Below are 21,458 nucleotides of genomic sequence, written 5' to 3'. Positions count from 1 at the left end.
TCGGCTGCGCCGGGCGGGACTCGTCGAGAGCGGACCCACCCCGGTCAGAGCGAGAGCTTCCAACCGGTGAGGGTGCCGGTGTCGTTGACCGCGGCGTCGTACACCTTCAGCTGCCAGGCGCCGTTGGCGACCTCGCCGGACAGATCGACCGGGAAGGTCTGGTCGATGTTGTCCGCGCTGCCGCCCACCCGGTCCCGGAGCACGTACTCGCTGCCGTCCGGCGCGATCAGGATCAGCGTCAGATCACCGACGTACGGATGGGTCACGTGCACCTCGACGGCGCTGGCCGCGGCGGCGTTGCCGGGGCAGGCGCCGATCGTGATCGTACTCCGCACCGGGGACAGGTCGGGGATCGCCACGTCCGTGTCGTTGCTGCCGGTGCAGCCGGCCCGCCCGTCGACGCCGAGCCCGTAGGCGGTCGACCGGGTGGTGCCGGTGCCGGTGCCGGTGACGGTCACCGCGTAGCTCGCCGGCAGGGCGCCGGCCGGCACGGTGACGGTCATGGTCGCCGAGCCGCCCGAGGTCACCGTGGGCGGTAGGAACACCGCGCTCGCCCCCGCCGGCAGGCCGCTGGCGCTGAGCGTGACCTGCTGCGGGTTGCCGGCCGTGGTCGTGGTGGTCACCGTGGTGGTCACCGAGCCGCCCGCGCTCACCGTGCCGCTGGCCGGACTGGCGCTCATGGTGAAGTCGTCAGCCGCCGCACAGTAGGTCGACGCCTTGCCGATCGCCCGGTACGGGCAGTCGGCGTACTCGCCGAACATCAGGACGGCCTCGCGGTTGCGCGCGGTCGCGGTCGGGATGTCCGAGGCGGGCGGGTAGAAGCCGGGATCCGGGCCGACCGGGGACAGCTCGAAGGTGCACGTGAAGATCCGCTCCTGGCCCACAACCAGTCGTCGACCGACCCGTCAATGACCGAAATGCGTAGCGCGCAGACTCCCGGCTTAGCTGTGGGGATAGCGCGTCAGTCTCGGACGGACAGTAGGTAGCACAAGGCTGTATATTGCACGGGTGTCCGTTGCTCTGCGGTCGAGCAGTGACGTTGTCTTCCAGTGCGCTTTCCACGTCGTGTGGTGCCCGAAGTACCGACGTAGGGTGCTCGGCGGTCGGATCGAGGAGCGGTTGCAGGAGCTCGTCCGGGAGGTGGTGGAGGAGAAAGGGGCGTGGCTGGTGGCGTTGGACGTCATGCCCGACCAGGTTCACCTGCTGGTCGAGGTGGACCCGCAGTTCGGTGTCCACAAGCTCGTCAAGGCGGTCAAGGCACGGACGTCGCGGGTGTTGCGGGAGGAGTTCCCGTCGCTGCGTTCCCGGCTGCCTACCCTGTGGACGAACTCGTACTTTGTGTCGACCACCGGCGGTGCCCCACTGGCGGCGGTGGAGCGGTACGTTGAGCAGCAGAAGGGCCGCTGAATGCTGACCGGCCGCCGCTATCTGCTTGCGTTCACTGACGAGCAGGCCGCCTACGCCGAACAGGTCGGTGCGGTGTGTCGGGCGGTGTGGAACACGGGCCTGGAGCAGCGGCGTGAGTACCGCCGCCGTGGCGTGTTCATCGGCTACAACGAGCAGGCCCGGCAGGTGGCCGAGGCGAAGAAGGACCCGGACTGTGCGTGGCTGGCCGACGCACCGTCGCACGTGTTGCAGCAGACCCTCCGGGACCTGGACCGGGCGTGTAAGACGCATGGCACGTGGAAGGTGCGCTGGCGGTCCAAGGCCCGTACGACACCGTCGTTCCGCTTCCCCGACCCGAATCACATTGCGGTGCGGCGGCTGAACCACCGGTGGGGTGAGGTACGCCTGCCGAAGTTCGGGCCGGTCAGGTTCCGGTGGACCCGCCCGTTGGGTGGCGTCGTCCGTAACGCCACGGTCTCCCGTGATGGTGGGCGCTGGTACGTCTCGTTCTGCGTCGAGGACGGCGTGACCGAGGCGGCGCCGAACGGTGGGCCGCCGGTCGGTGTGGATCGTGGTGTGGCCGTGGCGGTGGCCACCTCTGACGGGGGTCTGGGCGACCGGGCTTTTGTCACTCCAGGCGAGGCGTCGCGGCTCAAGCGGTTGCAGCAGCGCCTGTCGCGGTCGCTGCGGGTTCATGGCCGTAACCGCGGGTCGAACCGCCGCGACAAGGTACGCGCCGAGATCGGCCGGCTCAACGCCCGCATCCGGCACCGGCGGGTCGACTTCGTCGCGCAGGAAGCCGTACAACTTGTGCGCGACCATGGCCTGGTTGTTGTCGAGCGTCTGCAGATCAAGAACATGACCGCCAGCGCCAAGGGCATCGTCGAGCAGCCGGGCTGCAACGTGCGTCAGAAGGCTGGTCTGAATCGGGCCATCCTGTCCAAGGGCTGGGGTGGGTTCCTGCTGAAGCTGGAGCATGCCGCCCGCTATCACGGAGCAAAGATCGAGAAGGTCAACCCCGCGTACACGTCGCAGACCTGCAATGCCTGCAAGCATGTCGCCCCGGAGTCCCGTGAGAGCCAAGCGGTCTTCCGGTGCGTCGCCTGCGGGCACCAGGACCACGCCGACGTGAACGCGGCCAAGAACATCCTCGCCGCCGGGCTGGCGGTAACAGGGCGTGGAGACCTCGCCGCAGGGCTGTCTGCGAAACGCCAACCACCCGAACGGCTCGCGGCGTGAACGCGCCTCAGCCACGGGAATCCCTCGCCTCCAGGCGTGGGGAGGAAGTCAAGTACAGGTCGCTCGCCTGCTCCGGCGTGTACCCGTTGGTCGCCGCCATCTGCTGGCCGATGGCCTGGTAGGTCGCGTACTCATCGGCGCTTATCCCGCTCACCACGGTGGACGTTGTCGGAGATCTTGAGCGCCACGATGTCCCGGCCCTCGTACGACTTCCCGATGACCCGCCGGCTGGCGATCGCCGGGTGGGCGGCGACGATCGCGTCCACCGCGGCCAGCGTCTCCGCGTGGTCGTGGTACGCGGCGTCGGGGGCGGGGAAGGCCATCGCCGAGGCGTCCGGCGTGGACACCGCCACCGTACGCAGGCCGAGGCGCTGGATGGCGCGTACCTCGGCGGGGGTGGCCGTGACGGTCAGTTCGCCGTGCTCGATGTGCTCGATCGCGGCGCCGGTGCGGGCGACCGCGTCCACGTCGGCCTTCGACTTGAGGTGGGTGACCCGGTACGGCGCTGCCCGGTCCGGGTCGGCGTGGGCACCCGCGCCCGGCCCCACGGGTGCTCCGGCGGCGGGCGGGGCGGCGGCCGCCGCCGTGGCCAGCAGCGTGACGCCGGCGAGCAGGGCGGTACGCAGGGCACTGGTCCGTAGCAGCACGAGGCCTCCCGGCGGGCTGGTGGACGGGGGTGGGCGCGGCGCGGCGGGCGCGGTCCGATCCGCGAGCACAGTCTCTTCGGGCCGGCCGTATCGAGGGTCTCGACCGAATGGCTCAACGCTGTGTCACCATCCCGACACAGTCGTTGTGAGCAACTTCCGCGATCGATGTGCTGTCGCCGACCAGCGCCGTCGGTGACGGCCATCGAACTGGACGAGGTGGCTCATGGTGGCTCTACGGCGGCTGCTGGCCGCGGCGATCGCGGCGGTCCTGACGGCCGCGCTGGCGTTGGTGTGGACGGCGGCGCCGGCCCACGCCGACGAGGCGTGGGAGACCGCGCTCAAGTCCCTGATGTCCCGCACCGCCACCTGGGCCGACGGTGGACTCTCCCAGATCGGGCAGCTCGGCCAGCCGTTGCCCCTGCTCGGGGTCAGCCCCGGCGCGCTGGTCGACGCGGACAAGCTCGCCAAGACGGCGTCCGACGCGCTGGCCAGCGGCCTGACCAAGGACGACGTGGACCTCGGCGGCGGCACCCGGCTCACCAGCTCGGTGACCACCAGCGGCGGTGACCACCTGCTCGACGTGCTGCTGACCACGAAACGCGAGGTGGCCGACAAGGAGTTGACCGTCAACGGGATCACCCTCGCCAAGGCGGTCAGTGTCACCGGCTGGGCCACCCTGCACCTGCGCGCCCGGCACACCGCCGCCGGGGAGACTTACCTGGTCCGCGACGGCGACACCCCACGGATCGACATCGACGCGGCGGCGCGACTGCGCGCCGACCTGGACAAGGCCACCGCCTCCGTGGGCATCCTCGGCGTCACCCTCACCGCCGGCAGCACCCTGACCGCCCGTACCCACCTCAAGGTCACCGTCACCGACCCCAACGGCGACGGCCGGCTGGCCTTCGACACGCCCGCCGGGGCCGGCACCGGTGAACTCGCCGCGGCCGGCTCCCTCGCCGGCCTGGCACAGGTGGCGCTGGATGGATCCGGCGGCGGCCGGATCTCCGACACCGAGACCGAGCCGGGCCCGGGCTCGGTGCACGGCGTGATCAAGCTCGGCGCGGCCACCGCCGGCGTGCCCTTCGCCCTGCCTGCGGTGGCGGCGACCGTGAACATCGACTGGAATGACATCTCGGCCGGCAGCCCGACGGTGACCACCACCGGGCTGGACGAGACGATCGCCAAGTTCCGCAACATGAGCCCGCTCGATCTCGCCTCCGGGCTCGCCCAGCTCGCCACCCTGCTCAGCGGCGTGCAGCAGAGCGGCCCGGCGGGCAACCTGAACCTGCCGTTCCTGCGCGGCACCTTCGCCGACGCGGTCAAGGTCAACGAGAAGCTCACCGACTTCCTCAAGAAGTACGTCCACCCGCGGCCGGACGACCCGCAGTTCGATCCCACCAAGGACGACCCGGCCCTGGCCGGGCAGCCCAGGTTCAGCTCCATCCAGGAGCTGCTCGCGCTGCTCGCCGCCGAGGGGTTGCCCGTGGACAACCTCTCCTTCGCCGGCGACAAGCTGGTGTTCCGGGTCAAGCTGGAGCGGGAGTCCACCGTGGAGGTGCCGCTCGACCCGGGCGCGGCCTCGCTCTCCGGCCGCGGTGCCACGTTCACCGCCAACGGCTTCAGCGTCAGCGGCAACCGGTTCACCCCCGGTGACCTCGTCGGGCAGCGGGTGGTGGCCGGCACCTCCGCCGGCACCGTCGCGGCCAACACCGCCAACTCCGTCACCCTGGTGCAGGACTGGATCGGCGGCCAGCCGGCAAACGACAGCGTCTGGGTGATCAGCGGGTCCAGCCCGAACATCGGCGCGGTCGAGCTGGCCGGCACGCTCACCGACCCGGTCGACGACGACAAGAAGGTCGGCCTGCGGGCGGCGAACGCGCAGGCCAGCTTCGCCAAGGTGAAGCCGCGCTACAGCGCCGCGCTCACCCTCGTCCTCGACCTGCGCGACGACCTGGACAGCCCGGCGGCCAACGCGGACCGGGTGCTGCTGCGTACCGACCCCGCGGTGCCGCTGTTCACCGCGGACTTCCCGATCACCACCGGGGTCGACTTCTACGCCACCGCCGGATTCCTCAAGGTCAAGCTGGGCGGCGACCTGTCCGTCGGGCCGGCCACCGCCGGTCAGCGGATGCTGGAGGTGAAGTTCAAGCAGGCCGAGGACATCAGTCTGGGCGCGTTCTTCCACCGGCTGCAGTCCGAGCCGACCACCCTGCTCGCCGCGTCCGCGTCGGTGAAGACCACCGGCCGGGTCAAGGTCAGCGTTCCCGGTGACACCGGCGCCCTGGGGCAGGGCATCGGGGTGGATGTGAGCTGGAAGGCCGGGGAGGACCCGGTGGTGAACACCTCCGGGCTGACCGGGCTCTTCGCCGTGGACTTCGACCCGAACGACCCCAAGGCGCTCTTCGCGGTCGTCGTCGAGGCGCTCCGGCTGGTCAACGCGGCGCTCTCCCAGGCGGACGCGGGCAGCGGACCGCTGGACAAGAAGATCCCGCTGCTCGGCCGCTCCGCCCGGCAGCTGCTCGGCGCGGACGAGAGCGGCGTCGGCAAGGACGTCACGTTCGTCGCCGACGGGACGAACTTCCTGCTCAAGGACGGCACGCGCAAGGATGACGCCGGTTTCGACGCCCGGCTCGAGGGGCGGACCGTGGTGATCGGCAGCAAGGCGTACCGGGTGCTGAAGCAGGTGGACGCGCAGACGCTGCGGATCGACGCGGCGGGCACCCCGAAGCCGGCGGACGGTACCGCGTACGCGCTGCGGCCGGAACTCGCCGACGCGCTGGACCGGCTGCTCGCCGCGCCCCCGGACAACCTCCAGGACGCCCTCGACGTGCTCAACAACGCCATCGGCACGGGCAGCGGGGTCAGCTTCACCGTGGATCAGCGCGAGGGCGGCCCGTTCCTGCGGATCGGGCTGGACTGGAAGCGGAACTTCCACACCGGCGGTCCGCTCGCCTTCGGCTGGGGCGGCGGCAAGGACCTGATCAGCCTGGACAGCTCCGGCACCTTTGCCCTCGACGTCTCGGCGAACGCCAAGCTCGGGCTGCTGCTGCCGTTGCGCCTGGACGCCGCGCCGATCCTGGACCACACCTCCTCGGCCAGCGTCACCGTCTCCGGCGGGATCACCAACGGCGCGATCGCCGCCCGGGTCGGCCCGCTCGCCCTCGACCTGGGCAAGGACCCCGACTTCGCCACCGTCAAGGCCAACCTCAGCGTGGGGCTCGGCGGGTTGACCGAGGATGGCCCGATCAGCGGCCTGCTCGGGCTGAGCCCAAAGTTCAGCACCGCGGGCGTCGACTGCGGCGGTGGGGTCGGCGGCGCCAACGTGCCGATCTGCGCCCGCGCTCCGCTCTTCGTCAACAACTGCGAGCCGGCCGACGCCACCAACCTGCTCACCTTCACCATGGGCCTGGACCTCACGCCCACGGCGAACACCCCGAACCTGGACTCCTGCTTCGCCAACCTGACCATGAAGCTCACCGACTTCAACGTCGGCATCGACGGCTACCTGGCGAAGGTGGAGGAGGCGCTCCGGCTGGCCAGCTTCGACGGCAAGCTGCCCCTGGTCGGCGACGACCTGCAACAGGGCCAGCGGTTCGTGGCGCAGCTCCGCGAGCAGATCAAGGCGGCGATCGGCCCGGTGCTGGCCGACGCCACGCTGGACAGCGCCGGCCTGAACGCCGCGCTCAAGGAGGCGCTCAAGCCGGTCGACGAGAACGTCACCGCCGAGGTCAGCTGCCGCACCGGGGTGGCCACCCCCTGCCAGCCGGAGGACTTCCAGGCCGTCCGGATCAAGCTCACCTCGGCCAAGGGTGACCCGTCCGCGAGCGGCGGCTGCCAGACCGGCTGTGCCGAGGCCAACGTGCCGCTCGACCTCGGCATCCCCGGCCTGTCACTGAAGGCGAAGAAGGGCGCCGCCGACGGCATCAAGGCCAAGCTCGGCTGGAAGCTGCACCTGGACCTGGTCCTCGACCGGGACGAGGGCTTCTACATCCCCACCCACGACGGGGACACCACGCCCGAGGTGCAGATCGGGGGCAGCTTCGACACCACCGGCAACCTGGCCGCGCAACTCGCGTTCATCCAGGTCAACGCCACCAAGCAGAGCACCGACCCGCTGGTGCGGGCGTACTTCGGCATCGACCTCAAGGGCTCGCCGGGGGAGAAGAGCTGCTTCGACCCGACGGTCACCGCGGACTGCACGGCCGACCCGGACGCCAAGCTCACCCTCGCCGAGTTCGGCGACCTGGGCTCGCTGCTCGCCACCGACCTCACCGCCAAGGTCGACATCGACTGGAAGCTGGCGGCGGTGGTGAACACCGGCGACGAGGTCGGCTCGGCCCTGCCCGGCATCAGCGCCCGCTTCGGGCTGAAGTGGGGCCTGGAGCACAAGCAGGGCGCCCTCACCGCCACCGGCGACGGCGTCACCACGCCGCTGAAGGTCACCTTCACCGACATCGCGCTGGACGCGGGTGCCTTCTTCGACAAGATCCTCAAGCCGGTCGTGGCGAAGCTCAAGGCGGTCACCGGTCCGCTCCAGCCGGTCATCGACACCCTCTACGCACCCATCCCGGTGCTGTCGGACCTGTCGAAGGCCACCGGTGGACCGGACATCACCCTGGTCTGGCTCGCCAAGACCTTCAGCACCCTCAACGGCGGCCCGAAGCTGGACTTCGTGGACACCGTGCGGGCGGTGATCACCTTCGTGAACCGGATACCGGACTGCGACTCCGGCTGCTCCATCCCGCTCGGCCAGTTCCTGGTCGACCCGGCGAAGGCGCTCACCACCGAGGTGTCACCCGCCTCCGCCGAGAGCCTGATCAAGCGGGACGACCCGTTCACCCAGGCAAAGTCCGCCGCCGAGGTGAAGACGAAGATCGACGACGCCGCCGGCGACGACGGGGAGAAGCTGTTCACCCCGAAGAACGCCGGGGAGAAGTCCAACGCGGAGAAGACCGGCTTCAGCTTCCCGATCTTCGACAACCCGGGCTCGCTGTTCGGGCTGCTGCTCGGCCAGGACGTCGAGCTGGTCAGCTTCGACTCCGGTCCGCTGGCGCTGGGCTTCAGCTGGCGGCAGTCCTTCGGCCCCGTCTACGCCCCGCCGCCGGTGTTGGTCACCCTCTCCGGCAGCGCCTCGGTCACCGCCCGGTTCATCGCGGGGCTGGACACCGCGGGCATCCGGCACGCCGTCGAGGCGGCCACCGACGGCAGCAAGCTCGACGCCGTCAGCCTGCTCGACGGGCTGTACTTCAAGACCGCCGACAGCACCGGCAAGCCCGTCCCGGTGGTCACCCTGCGCGGCGAGATCGGTGCCGGGGCCGAGGTCAGCGTGCTGATCGTCAAGGCCGGCATCCAGGGTGGCATCCGGCTGACCGTCGGATTCAGCTGGAACGACCCGAACAACGACGGCAAGTTCCGCACCAGCGAGTTTCTCGAGAGGCTGCGGGTGAACCCGATCTGCCTGTTCACCACCAGCGGGCAGCTCTCCGTCTTCCTCAAGGTCTACATCACCATCGACCTGTTCCTGTTCTCCAAGACCTTCGACTTCACCCTGGTCGATGCCACCCTGCTCGACTTCCGGGCGCAACCCGACTGCACCCCGCCACCACCGGAACTCGGCGGCACCGTCGGGGACACCCTGGTGGTCTTCGCCGGCAAGTTCGGCAAGCAGGAACAGCGCGGCGACAAGGCCTGGGACAACAGCGCCGGCACCTACGCCGGTGACGTGGTCAAGGTGTACGCGCTGCACTACGCCGACGCCGGCACCGACGGCGCCAGCGACGACTTCGACGGCTTCGCGGTCGAGGCCCTCGGCCGCAAGCAGGAGTTCCTCGACCCGTCCCTGACCCGGGTGGTGGTCGACGGGCGCGGCTACCATGTCGCCGACGCCGACAAGGTCTCGCTGTCGGTGCTGCTGCTCGGCGACGGCGACACCAGCGGCGACGGCACGAAGACCTCGGCGTTCGACAAGACCGCCGTGGTGCTCGGCTCCGACGGCAAGGACCAGATCCGCACCGGCACCGGACCGGCGTACGTGGACGGGCGGGGTGGCGATGACGTGATCGTCACCGCCGAGTCGCCCGGCACGGTCAGCCGGGTCGCCGGCGGGCTGGGCAAGGACACCGTCACCACCGGCGACGGCAACGACGTGGTGGCCGGCGACAGCGGCCTCGGCGGCACCGACCGGGGCGCCACCACCGTGCACACCTCCGTCGGCGACAAGACCCTCACCGGGCTGATCGACTGGACCACCCTGACCGACCCCACGGCCGCCACGGCCGGCGAGGACGACCACGTCACCGTCGGGCACGGCGCCAGCCGGATCTACGGCAACGGCGGCGACGACGTGCTCGGCGTGGTGGTCGACGACCGGCCCAACGGGAAGAACACCCTGGTCGGCGGCCCCGGCGGTGACACGATCAACGGTGGCCGCGGCGATGACACCATCCACACGTACGACACCGCGATTCCCGCCGACGTGGACCAGGCCGGCAGCGGCGACGTCGGGCTGACCAACCAGGTGGACACCGGCGCCGGGCAGGACACCGTCTACGGCAGCGCCGGCATCGACCTGGTGGTCTCCCACTCCGCCAACGGCCAGACCGGCCGCCTCTACGGCTACGGCGGCGACGACGTGCTGGTCGGCGGCTACGGCACCGACGAGCTGTTCGGCGGCCCCGACGAGGACTACCTGATCGCCGAGCCGTCGCAGGTGGGGGAGCCGGGTGCCGATGACGGGTACGGCCCGTTCCGCCAGGTCACCCACCAGGCGCTGCCGGCCGGCACCCAGTCGCAGACCAAGCTGCTCGTCGGTGGGCTCGGCAGCGACCACCTGATCGGCGGGGACGGCGGGGCGACCGTCTTCGGTGACCGGCACCTGCCCGCCGAGACGTGCGTCGACGCCACCCTCGCCGACGCGCAGCCGGACCCCGCCGACCAGGGCGCGGCCGACCTGATCCGCGGCGGCGCCGGGGTCGAGGTGGTCTCGGCCGGCAGTGGCGACGACCGGGCCGACCTCGGTGCCGGCGACGACCGCGCCTGCGGCCAGCTCGGCGACGACACCCTGCACCTGGGCGGCGGCAACGACCGGGCCTGGGGCGGCGCCGGCGTCGACCAGCTGCACGGCGACGACGGTGACGACCTGCTCTTCGGCAACACCGGCAACGACGGTCTCTACGGCGACGCCGGGCAGGACACCGCCGAGGGTAACGAGGGCGGCGACCAGGTCTTCGGCGGCCCGGACGCGGACGTGCTCTACGGCGGCTCGCGGGTCGCCGGCGCGAGCGACGGCCGGGACTTCCTCTACGGCGAGGAGGGCACCGACCGGATCCTCGGCGACAACGGCACCCCGCGGATCGGGGACGTCGGGCCGTACCCGCTGGACCTGGCCGGGGACGTTGCCGGGGCCGGCGCCGGGGACGTGATCTCCGGCGGCGGGGACGACGACGTGGCGTACGGCGGGCTCGGCGCCGACCGGATCAACGGCGACGCCGGGGACGACCAGCTCGAGGGGAACAACGACGCCGACCTGATCCACGGTGATCTCGGCCGCGACGAGATCGTCGGTGGCTCCTCGCAGGAGCCGGCCGCCGGCACCGGCCGCCCGGACACCGGCGACCAGTTGTACGGCGACGCGGACGCCGACCTGATCGCCGGGGACAACGCCCGGTTCACGCCGGCCACCACCGACGCGACCCGGGTCACCCAGGGCCGGACCGGCCCGGCGCGCAAGGTCACCCTGCTCGACCTCGGGTTCACCCCGGCGGCCGGCACCAGCGGCGGCGACCTGATCTCCGGTGGGGACGCCGACGACGTGATCTTCGGGCAGGGCGGACCGGACCGGGTGCACGCCGACGCCGGGAACGACTACGCCGAGGGCGGCCCGGGCACCGACTGGGTCGAGGGTGACGCCGGCGACGACGACCTCGTCGGCGGCTCCAGCACCGCGTACGACGGAACCGGGGCGACCACCACGGGCCAGCCGGACACCGCGGACGCCGTCTTCGGCGGACCCGGCTCCGACGCGGTCATCGGCGACAACGGCGCGGTGCTGCGCCCGCTCGCCGGTGAGCAGCCGACCGCGGTGACCGTGCGGCTCGGCGCCGACGGCAGCCCGTTCGGGCCGCGGATCGTGGTGCTGCTGGACCGGGCGGCGGCCACCGCCAACCGGTACGGCGACGACCGGCTCAGCGGCGGCGACGGCGTGGACGCCCTCTGGGGCCAGGACGGCGACGACGCGCTGACCGGTGACGGCGACGGCGACTACCTGGAGGGCAACGGCGGCGCGGACAACCTCCGCGGCGACAGCGCCCTCGGCGCGGCGGGCCGCCAGGCGGTGGCCCCGCTGCCCGACCCGGGCTGGCCGGGCGAGCCGTCGCCGCCGGCCGAGCTGGTCGGGGCCGGTGCCCCGGCCGGGCAGGACGACCTGATCGGTGGCAGCTCGGCGGCGGGCTTCCGGGACACCGGGGACGTGGTCGAGGGCAACGGCGCGGACGACGTGATCCTCGGCGACAACGGTTCGCTGCTGCGGACCGTGACCACGGTCGACGGCAAGGCGGCCGAGCGGGTCTACACCGAGCGCTACCCGACCGGCGCGGTGCCGGCCGACGCCACGGTGGCCCGGACCCACGACCCGGCGCTGCCCGGCTCGTCCACCCGGTTCTGCACCACCGCCCAGGCCACCTGCGAGCCGGCCGGCGCCTTCGGCAACGACCAGCTCTACGGTGACGCCGGCAACGACGGTGTCTGGGGTCAGGACGGCGACGACCTGATCCGGGGCGGCGCCGGCGACGACGACCTCGTCGGTGAGCTCGGCACCGACACCCTGTACGGCGACGACGGCGCCGACGCCATCCTGGGCGACCGGGGCGGCGTGGTGAACCAGTACCTCAACGCCGACGACGTGGCGGCGCTGGGCTTCACCATCACCCTGTCGTCGGTGCCGCAGGAGACGTTCACCGGGTTCCGGGCCGGCGACTACGACCGGCGGGTGGACCTGCTGCACGACACCGACGGCGACGCCTGGATCGGCAGCGCCACCTCGGCGCCGATGCCGCACGCCGGGCTGACCGCCGGCGCGGGTGACTTCATCCGCGGCGGGGCCGGCGCGGACAACATCCACGGCGGGTTCGGCGACGACGTCGCCAACGGCGACAGCGGCGGTGACCAGGTCTTCGGCGGGGAGGGCTCGGACGTGCTCTGGGGCGGCAAGGGCTGCGACCCGGCGCTCGACGCGACCAACCCGCAGTGCCTGGTCGACGGCGTGTTCAGCGCCGCCGCCCGGGGCGACCACGACCAGTACGTCGACCACCTCTTCGGCGGTGCCGGGGCGACCAGCGGCCCGGCGGTGACCGCCGTGCTCAGCTCCGACCTGCTGGACTTCCGTCCGCGCGGCTCCTACCCGGGCAACTGCGCAGCCGGGGCCTGGCCGGTCGACCTCACCTCGGGGACGGTCGACCCGTGCCGCTGGTTCGAGATGACGAACCTGGACAACGACGAGGTGGCCGACAACCAGCACCACCACGGCACCGACTGGATTTACGGCGGCTGGGACCGGGACGTGCTCCAGGGCGACGTCACCGCCAACGGCCCGAACAACGGCGACCGGCTCTTCGACTGGAACGGCGCCTACAACCTGTTCACCCACTGCAACTCGGCGTACGGCGGGTTCAACGACGTCCGCCAGCACAGCCCGGCGATGCAGGACTTCCTCACCCGGCTGGCCTGGGCCACCGGCGCGGGTCGCAGCGCCTCCGACGTGACCACGGCGGGCACCTCGGCCTTCCTGGAGTTGTCCTACGTCTACCCGAGGGACAACAAGGAACAGGGAGCCGGCGCGGCGTTCCCGGGCACCCCGGGGCACTTCGACGAACCGTCCTGCACCGACTGACCGGTCACCAGGGCCCGGCTTCCCCAGCGGGGAGCCGGGCCCCGGCCCGCCTGCGTCCAGGCCGCGTTCGGGTGGGCGTGGCGGGGTGGGGTCAGCGGGTGGGGCGGGCGCCCTTGAGGCGGCGGCCCAGCTCCCGGGCGATCTCCTTGTTGGCGTCCCGCTCGGCGAGGGCCTGCCGCTTGTCGTACGACTTCTTGCCTCGGGCGAGGCCTAGCTCGACCTTGGCCCAGCCGTTGGAGAAGTACATCGACAGCGGCACCAGGGTCACCCCGCCCTCGCGCAGCTTCTCCAGGATCCGACCGATCTCGATCCGGTTGAGCAGCAGCTTGCGGGTGCGCCGCGGCTGGTGGTTGGTCCACGTGCCGTAGCCGTACTCGGCGATGTGCAGGCCGTACAGCATGAGCTCGCCGTCGCGCTCCTGGGCGAACGCGTCGACCAGCGACGCCCGCCCCTCGCGCAGCGACTTCACCTCGGTGCCGGCCAGCACGATCCCGGCCTCGTACGTCTTGAGGATGGTGTAGTCGTGCCGCGCCTTCTTGTTGGAGGCGATGAGCTTCCGTCCGGTCTCCCTGGCCACGCCCCACCTCCCCGTGCTCTCGGCCCCATGCAGGATAAGCGAACGGTCAGGGCGGCACGCCGCGCACGGCGCTCTCGCTGCCCGGCCCTAGCCCGGGCCGCCGGAACCAGGGTGCCCGGGGCGGACGAGGCCCGTCTCGTACGCGGTCACCACGAGTTGGGCGCGATCCCGCGCCCCGAGTTTGCCCATCGACCGGTTGACGTGCGTCTTGACGGTGGCGGGGCTGAGGAACAGCATGCGTGCTATCTCGAGGTTGGACAGGCCCCGGCCGACCATGGCGAGGACCTCCCGTTCCCGGTCGGTCAGCACGTCCAGCGGGCGCGGATCGGGCCGGTGCGGTGGGTACGCCACGAACGTTTCCACCAGCGACCGGGTGGCCCTGGGCGAGAGCAGGGCCTGCCCGGCGGCAACTGTTCGAATGGCGGCCCGCAGCTCGGTCGGGCTGACGTCCTTGGTGAGGAAGCCGCTCGCCCCCGATCGGATTGCCTCGAAGACGTTCTCGTCCTGCTCGTACGTGGTCAACACCAGCACGCGGACGCCCGGACCGATGTCCCGGTCGGTGAGGATGCGGCGGGTCGCCGCCAGCCCGTCCAGCACCGGCATCCGGATGTCCATGAGGATGACGTCGGGGCGACGTTCCCGGGCGAGGGCAACCGCCACCTGCCCGTTCTCCGCTTCCCCGACCACGGTGATGTCGCCGTCGTGCTCACACAGCGTCCGCAGCCCCGTCCGGACCATCTCCTGGTCGTCGGCGACCAGGACCCGGAGCGTCATCGGGCGTCGCCCGTGGGGAGGCGGGCCTCGACCACGAACCCCCGAGGCGGGTCCGGGACCGGGCCGAAGGACAGTGCGCCGCCGAGGGCGCCCGCCCTTTCCAGCATTCCCTGCAGGCCTGATCCCGGAACCGGCCCGCCGGTGGGTGATTGGCCGGGAACGTGCCCGTCGTCCCGCACCTCGACCCGTACCTCGTCGGTGCCGCGTTCGACGAGGACGGCGACCGAGGTGGCGCGAGCGTGGCGCAGCACGTTGGTCAGGGACTCCTGCACGATCCGGTAGATCGCCAGCTCGACGGCGGGCCGCAGGGGCCCCACGTCGCCCCGGACGCTGAGCGAGGCGCTGAGCCGGTCCGAGCGGACCGAGTCGACGAGATCCGGCAGCTGGGCGAGCCCCGGCGTCGGGCCCCGCCGCGTCTCGCCCGCGATGTCCTCGCGAAGGACGGCGATGGTGCTGCGCAGGTCCAGCATGGCGTCCCGGGTGGCCGAGCGCACCAGCTCGACCGCCTGCTTGGCGCGCACCGGGTGGCTGTCGATGCTCTCCGCGGCGACGCCCGCCTGGATGCTGACGACGGCGATCGTGTGCGACAGCACGTCGTGCAGGTCGCGGGCGACGCGCAGCCGCTCGGCCGTGAGGCGCCGCTGGTGCTCCTGTTCCGCCATCCGCAGCCGCCCGACCGCCTCGGCCCGCAGGGCCCGGCGGCTGCGCAGGCTGTCACCGAGGAGCAGCAGCACCGCCAGCAGGGCGACGTCGAACATGGTCGCCAGCGCCACCTGACCGACCGGCTCCGCGCCCGCGTCGAGGAGGCGGAACGGCACGCCGATGGCCAGGACGGCGGCGACCGCCGTCACGCCCCACCACAGGTAGCCCGCCCAGGCCACCGCGAACAACGGGACGCCGAGCGCCAGCGCCGGGGAGAACCCGGGCACGCCGAAGAACAGGGCGACGTACAGGCTCGCGCAGCTGCCCGCGAGCGCGGTCCGTGGCACGCGCCGCGCGGCGCCGGTCCAGCTCCCGACCAGCGCCACCGCCGCGATCACCGGCGCGTCGACCGGCCGCGCCGGAAAGTCGTCCGACTCCGCCGCCGCGACGACCATCACGGCCGTCATCACCCCGGCACTGGTCACGTCCGCCGGTAGCCACCTCCACCAGCCCGAACGCACCGGACAAGTTTAGGGCCGCACGGCGCGGCGGTCACGCGCTGCGCGTACCGCATCCGCGGTATCTCGAACGATCCCCGCAGCCGACGCCGACGGCGCCCGCGGCCCCGTACCTTCGCTTGACGAACAGCCGCACCGGCGATCCGCCGGTGACCCTGACCCAGGAGCTGATGTCCCGGATGTCCAGCCAACCCGTGGCCCACCCGCCCGCACGGCCGCCACGGCGTCGCCGGTTGGCGCGCTGGCTCGGTGGATTCCTGGCCATCGCGCTCCTCGTCCCCGCCGCCGCTGCCGGGGTCCTGGCCCTGCTGTGGGCCAACGCCGTCACCAACACCGCCGGCCGGACGGTTTTCGTCCGCCCGCTCGCCATCCCCCCGCTGGCCACCAGCCGCGTCGAGGACGGACGCCGCGTGTTCGACCTGCGCGCCATCGAGGGTGTCAGCGACTTCGGCGTCGGCGACCGGAAGACCCTCACCTGGGGGTTCAACGGCTCCTACCTCGGTCCGACGCTCCGCGCCAAGCGGGGCGAGCAGATCCAGATCAACGTCAGCAACGAACTCGGCGAGACCACCACGGTGCACTGGCACGGCCAGCACCTGCCCGCGGCGATGGACGGCGGCCCGCACCAGATGGTCGAACCCGGCGAGACCTGGAGCCCCCACTGGCAGATCGATCAACCGGCCGCCACCACGTGGTACCACCCACACCTGCACGGCTCGACCGCCGCCCACGTCCATCGCGGCCTGGCCGGCATGTTCATCCTCGACGATGCCAGGACCGCCACCCTCGGCCTGCCGTCGAGGTACGGCGTGGACGACGTGCCGCTGATAGTGCAGGACAGCTCCTTCGACGGCGACGGCCAATTCCACGACGGGGATCCGACGTTCAGCCCCGTCGGCTTCCTCGGCGACACCATCCTCACCAACGGCACCATCGGCGCCTACCACGACGTCACCACCGAACTGATCCGGCTGCGGATTCTCAACGGCTCCAACGCCCGCGTCTACGACTTCGGGATGCACGACGACCGCGACTTCTCGCTGATCGCCACCGACGGTGGCCTGTTGCCCGCTCCGTACCGCACCAACCGGGTGCGTCTCTCGCCTGGTGAGCGGGCCGAGATCGTCGTGCGTATGCGGGCGGGCGAGCACGCCGTGCTGCGCAGCTACCCACCGGACCTGGGCACCGACTTCTGGAACGAGCGGTTCGCCGGCGGCGACGACACCTTCGACGTCCTGCAACTGCGGGCCGCCGACAGCCTCACCACCTCACCGGCGCTGCCCGAACGCCTCGCGGACGCGCCCGACCTCGGCGCCGCCGACGCCAGGAAGACCCGCACGTTCCGGCTGGGCGGCTCCAACATCAACGGCAAGAAGATGGACATGAGCCGGATCGACGAGGCCGTCGAGGTGGACACCACCGAGATATGGGAGGTCACCAACCCCGGCAACACCCCGCACAACTTCCACGTGCACGACGTCCAGTTCGCCGTCCTCGGGGTCGCCGGCCGCCGCCCGGGACCCGAACTGTCAGGCTGGAAGGACACGATCTACGTGGCGCCCGGCACCACGGCCCGACTGATTCTCCGCTTCTCCGACTACGCCGACCCGGACGTCCCGTACATGTTCCACTGCCACGTCCTGCGGCACGAGGACCGCGGCATGATGGGCCAGTTCGTCGTCGTGCGGAAAGGCCAAGGCCCCGGCCGGCCACCGGCGGCAGAGCATGATCACCAAGGGTCCGGCGGTGGGCTGCTGCCCGACAGGCCGCCGGCGGGTGCCGGCATCAGCCTCCGACGGTAGCCGCTGCCGTCCTCGGCGCCCGACCGACTCCGGGTCGCGCAGGTTGCGGTATCCGACACGGGGCGGATACCGCAACCTGCGCGACCTTGAATCACAATCCAGGGCTGGTCCGGCGGTGGTCGGGCCCCGCCCAGCCGGTGGGTCAGCCGGTCCGTGCCACCCGTAGCGCGAGGGCGGCGAAGCCGACGGCCTGGAGCGTGGCGCCGGCGACCTCGAACCACTCGGTGCCGGCGATCAGGCCGGTCACGTGCAACACCGGCCAGCAGCAGATCGCGGCCGCGGCCCAGGCCGGTACGGTCCGGGCGCGCAGCAGGGCGATGCCGAGCAACAGCGTGCCGAGCAGGTTCCCGGCCACGAAGAGCAGCAGCCACGGGATCGCGGCCTCGCTGGCGGCGTCCAACACGGCGGCGTAGTCGCCGGTGGGGCCACCCCGCTCGGCCATGGCCAGGTCGACCAGACCTCTCATCACGGCGCCGAAGTACGCCACGTACCCGGCGATCATGAGTGACCCGCCGATGAGGCCGAGTCGGTTCGCCCGGTGCCGGGTGAAGCCAATGGCGCCGAGCGTGGCCGGGACGATGAGCAGGCAGCCGAGCATGGCCGCGATGGCCCCCACCCGCACTGGCGTCGGATGCGCGGCAGCGAGCGCGAGGCTGTCCGCGCCGGTCGCGTCGCTGCCGCCGTCGCGGGTGGCCCAGGCGTAGCCGACGTTGGCCACCACGAACCCCCACGGAGCGAGCAGCATGGCGGTGGCGGTGCCGACGCGGCGCAGCCCGTCGGTCGGGGCGACCCCGACCTCACGGTCGAGGATGGCGGTCATGACGCGGCCACCGCAGGCCGGCGCAGGCCCGGCCAGATCAGCGCGAGGGCGGCCACGGTGACCGCGAGACCGACGCCGAGGAGAACCTCGTTGGCGGTGGAGATGGTGTCGTCCCCGAACGCCGGCAGCATGGCGAGCCCGGACAGGATCCGGCTCACGACCACCGCCACCAGGCCACCGCGCCGGCCGCGCCAGGCGAGCCAGGTGCCGGCGAGGGTGAGCGCGCCGAGCAGCGTGATGACCGCCGCCGCCGCGACCGGCGGCTGGCCCGGGCCGCCCACGCCGAAGAGCCAGGTGGCCACGTCGCTGAGGCCGAGCAGGCCGGCGAGCACGAGACCGACGGTGAAGGTACGGGTATGTCTCACGATTGCCCTCCTTGAGCGGATGTCCTGGCCAGAAGTGTTGGTCCGCGGGCCGCCGGCGGGCATCGGGGCGGGCTCGGGATCCGGCCTGCGGGGAGGCACGGAAGCGATCTCCGTGCTGGCACGCATCCGCCACTGTGGTGGAGGGCTTACCGTGAGCCCATGACCCTGCCGCGGCTGGTTGCGTACGGCATGGCGGCGCTCGCCGCCGCGCTCGTCGGCGCGGGTGGCTGGCTGCTGACCCTCGGTGCCGACGCCGGTCAGGTCGGCTACTTCGCGATCGCCTGTCTGCTCGCCTCGGCCTCCGTGGTCCTGGGCGTGCTGATCGCGACGAAGCGTCCGGCCAACGTGATCGGGGCGCTGCTCACCCTCTTCGGGCTGCTCTCGATCTGGATCGCCGGGACCGACATGTACGCGTACGTCATCGCGCACCGCCCGGAAGCGTTGCCGGTGTCGCCGCTCCTGGCCACCGCGAGCCAGGGGCACTGGATGCTCAACTACGTGCCGGCGGCGCTGCTCATGCTGTTCTTTCCCGACGGGCGGCTGCTGCCCGGGCGCCGCTGGCGGGTGACTGCGGCCGGCATCGTGGCGGTGCCGGCCGCGTTCATCGTGCTCGCCGGTCTCGACCCCGCCCCGTTCCCGGCGCCGTTCGCGGGCGTCGACCACGCCTTCGGCACCCCGCCACCGGCGCTGTGGCGGGTGCTGCAACCGATCGTGTTCGCGCTGCTGCCCGCGCTGCTCGCCCTGCTCGTCGCGTCCGCGACGGCGATGGTCGTGCGGTATCGGCGGGCCACCGACCCGGAACGCCGGGCGCAGCTGAAGTGGTTCGCGCTCGGCGCGCTGTTCCTCCCCGCGACGCTGCTGCTGTGCTGGCTGAGCTACCTGCTGCTCGACGGGCCGGAGCTCGCCGTGGGCGGGCTCGCCGCCACGTTGATCGCGATCCCGGCGGCGACCACGGTCGGCATCCTCCGCCACGACCTGTACGACGTGGACAAGGCGCTGAGCGCCACCGTCACCTACGGCCTGGTCACCGCCGCGCTGCTGGCGTTCTACACGGCCGCCACAATCGTCGTCGGCGTCGTGGCGGGTCGGTCGTCGCCGGTGGCCGCGGCCGGGGCCACCGCCGTCTGCGCGCTGGCGTTGTCCCCGTTGCGGGTGCGGTTGCAGCGCCGGGTGGACCGTCGGCTCTATCCCGCCCGCCGGGCGGCGCTCGCGGCGATCGAGGACCTCCGGGACCGGATGCACGCCGGAGAGGCGGCGCCGGAGCGGCTCGAAGCCGCGCTGCGCCAGGCGCTGCGTGATCCGCAGCTGCGGGTCGGATATCGGATGCCGGGCACGGACGAACTGGTCACCGCGACCGGGGCCGGCTTCGAGCCGGCGGACGACGCGGTCGCCATCCGGCTGGGTGGCCAGCAGATCGGCGTCCTCGTGCGCGGCGAGGCCACCACCCGTGAGCTGATGCGCGAGCTGGCCGACGCCTGTGCCCTGCTCGTCGAGGTGGTGCGGCTGCGGTTGCAGCTACGCCGGGCGCTGCGCGACGTGGAGGCCAGCCGGGCGCGGCTGCTGCGCGCCGGGTACGCCGAGCGGGTGCGGCTGGAACGCGACCTGCACGACGGTGCCCAGCAGCGGCTCGTCTCCCTCGGCATGGCGCTGCGCCTCGCCCAGCGGCACCTGCCCGAGACTGACGTCGCCGGCCTGCTCGACCAGGCAGTCGCCGAACTGGGCACCGCGGTCGCCGAGCTGCGCCAGATCGCCCACGGGCTGCGCCCGTCCAGCCTGGACGAGGGGCTGACCAACGCGCTGACGATGCTGGTCCGCGGCGTGCCGCTGCCCGTCACGCTCGACATCGGCGGCGAGCCGGTGCCCGAGGAGCTGGCCACCACCGCCTACTACGTGGCCAGCGAGGCGCTGGCCAACGTGGTCAAGCACTCCGCCGCCACCAGCGTCCACCTGCGGGTGTCGCACACCGACGGTCGGCTGAGGGTGACGATCCGCGACGACGGCGTGGGCGGGGCGTGCGTACGACCGGGCGGTGGCCTGGCGGGCATCACCGACCGGGTGGCCGCCGCCGGGGGCGCGCTCACCGTGGCCGGCCGACCCGGCGACGGGACTCTCGTCGAGGCGGTGCTGCCGTGCGGATCGTGATCGGCGAGGACTCGGCGCTGTTCCGGGAAGGGCTGGCCCGGTTGCTCGTCGACGCCGGCCACGAGGTGGTCGGCAAGGCGGTCGACGCGCCGAGCCTGCTGGCCGTCACCGACGCGGCCCAGCCCGACCTGGCCGTCATCGACGTACGGATGCCGCCCGACCACACCGACGACGGCGCGCGGGCGGCCCGCGAGATCCGCACCCGCCATCCGCAGCTCGGCATCGTGCTGCTCTCCCAGCACATCGAGACCCGGCACTCGGTGGACCTGGTGGCCAGCGGACGGTTCGGCTACCTGCTCAAGGACCGGGTGCTCGACGTCGACGACTTTCTCGACGCCCTGCGACGGGTGGCCGCGGGCGGGTCGGCGCTCGACCCGGAGGTGGTCACCCGGCTCATCGGCCGCCGGCCGCCGGACGACCCGCTCAGCACCCTCACCGCGCGGGAGCGGGAGATCCTCGCGCTGATGGCCGAGGGGCGTACGAACGTGGGGATCGCCCGCCGGCTGTGGCTCACCGAGCGCACGGTGGAGGCGCACGTCAGCTCCATCATGGCCAAGCTCGACCTGGCCGCGTCCGACGAGGACCACCGCCGTGTCCTCGCGGTGCTGGTCCACCTTCGCCAGGCCACCCCACGCCGGACGCACGGCTGAGCACCTC

At 72.2% G+C, this 21,458-nt stretch carries 13 protein-coding genes; 6 read left to right on the top strand and 7 right to left on the bottom strand.

Features of this window, described 5'->3' with window-relative positions:
- Positions 1–44: 44 nt before the first annotated feature.
- Complete coding sequence (locus tag ACY34I_RS01370) at positions 45–884, bottom strand: proprotein convertase P-domain-containing protein (protein ID WP_462751647.1); 840 nt, start codon at positions 882–884, stop codon at positions 45–47.
- Positions 885–1,008: 124 nt separating this feature from the next.
- On the opposite strand from ACY34I_RS01370, the gene tnpA reads away from it, so the two are divergent.
- Both tnpA and ACY34I_RS01360 read left to right on the top strand, forming a co-directional pair.
- Entirely contained in the window at positions 1,009–1,407 is a 399-nt protein-coding gene (gene tnpA / locus ACY34I_RS01365; protein ID WP_462751645.1) for an IS200/IS605 family transposase, read from the top strand.
- On the top strand, positions 1,408–2,625 hold the full coding sequence (locus ACY34I_RS01360) for an RNA-guided endonuclease InsQ/TnpB family protein (RefSeq protein ID WP_462751643.1): 1,218 nt from the start codon (positions 1,408–1,410) through the stop codon (positions 2,623–2,625).
- A 131-nt stretch (positions 2,626–2,756) separates the two neighbouring features.
- Here ACY34I_RS01360 and ACY34I_RS01355 read toward each other — a convergent pair whose 3' ends face one another.
- Positions 2,757–3,272: a M14 family zinc carboxypeptidase gene (locus ACY34I_RS01355; protein WP_462751641.1), complete on the bottom strand. Its 516-nt coding sequence runs from the start codon at positions 3,270–3,272 to the stop codon at positions 2,757–2,759.
- Positions 3,273–3,495: 223 nt separating this feature from the next.
- Between ACY34I_RS01355 and ACY34I_RS01350 the strand changes: the two genes are divergently transcribed.
- Positions 3,496–13,161 carry a hypothetical protein gene (locus ACY34I_RS01350; protein WP_462751639.1) on the top strand — a complete coding sequence of 3,222 codons (9,666 nt, stop codon included), beginning with the start codon at positions 3,496–3,498 and terminating at the stop codon, positions 13,159–13,161.
- A 91-nt stretch (positions 13,162–13,252) separates the two neighbouring features.
- Here ACY34I_RS01350 and smpB read toward each other — a convergent pair whose 3' ends face one another.
- The 3 genes from smpB to ACY34I_RS01335 all read right to left on the bottom strand — a co-directional run bounded on the left by smpB (position 13,253) and on the right by ACY34I_RS01335 (position 15,639).
- The gene (smpB, locus tag ACY34I_RS01345; RefSeq protein ID WP_148798141.1) at positions 13,253–13,738 is read right to left on the bottom strand and encodes an SsrA-binding protein SmpB; all 486 of its coding nucleotides are present in this window, start codon (positions 13,736–13,738) and stop codon (positions 13,253–13,255) included.
- 87 nt (positions 13,739–13,825) lie between these two features.
- Positions 13,826–14,512: a response regulator gene (locus ACY34I_RS01340; protein WP_462751637.1), complete on the bottom strand. Its 687-nt coding sequence runs from the start codon at positions 14,510–14,512 to the stop codon at positions 13,826–13,828.
- Positions 14,509–15,639, bottom strand: a complete 1,131-nt coding sequence (locus tag ACY34I_RS01335; protein WP_462751635.1) for a sensor histidine kinase — start codon at positions 15,637–15,639, stop codon at positions 14,509–14,511. Before ACY34I_RS01335 ends, ACY34I_RS01340 begins: the two co-directional genes overlap by 4 nt.
- Before the next feature lie 152 nt (positions 15,640–15,791).
- Between ACY34I_RS01335 and ACY34I_RS01330 the strand changes: the two genes are divergently transcribed.
- Positions 15,792–17,474 carry a multicopper oxidase family protein gene (locus ACY34I_RS01330; RefSeq protein WP_462751633.1) on the top strand — a complete coding sequence of 561 codons (1,683 nt, stop codon included), beginning with the start codon at positions 15,792–15,794 and terminating at the stop codon, positions 17,472–17,474.
- Between the two features lie 142 nt (positions 17,475–17,616).
- Here ACY34I_RS01330 and ACY34I_RS01325 read toward each other — a convergent pair whose 3' ends face one another.
- Together ACY34I_RS01325 and ACY34I_RS01320 are read right to left on the bottom strand one after the other, a co-directional pair.
- Positions 17,617–18,294 carry a hypothetical protein gene (locus ACY34I_RS01325; protein WP_462751631.1) on the bottom strand — a complete coding sequence of 226 codons (678 nt, stop codon included), beginning with the start codon at positions 18,292–18,294 and terminating at the stop codon, positions 17,617–17,619.
- Positions 18,291–18,659, bottom strand: a complete 369-nt coding sequence (locus tag ACY34I_RS01320) for a hypothetical protein (RefSeq protein WP_462751629.1) — start codon at positions 18,657–18,659, stop codon at positions 18,291–18,293. The genes ACY34I_RS01325 and ACY34I_RS01320 overlap by 4 nt, the downstream gene beginning before the upstream one ends.
- A gap of 159 nt (positions 18,660–18,818) precedes the next feature.
- On the opposite strand from ACY34I_RS01320, the gene ACY34I_RS01315 reads away from it, so the two are divergent.
- Positions 18,819–20,801 carry a sensor histidine kinase gene (locus ACY34I_RS01315; RefSeq protein WP_462751627.1) on the top strand — a complete coding sequence of 661 codons (1,983 nt, stop codon included), beginning with the start codon at positions 18,819–18,821 and terminating at the stop codon, positions 20,799–20,801.
- Positions 20,789–21,451, top strand: a complete 663-nt coding sequence (locus ACY34I_RS01310; RefSeq protein ID WP_462751625.1) for a response regulator — start codon at positions 20,789–20,791, stop codon at positions 21,449–21,451. Before ACY34I_RS01315 ends, ACY34I_RS01310 begins: the two co-directional genes overlap by 13 nt.
- The last annotated feature ends 7 nt before the right edge of the window (positions 21,452–21,458 follow it).

The sequence above is a fragment of the Micromonospora sp. RTBAU3-60 genome, assembly GCF_054963695.1.
Note: the sequence above shows the minus strand (reverse complement) of the source record. Positions and strands in the feature narration are given on the sequence as shown.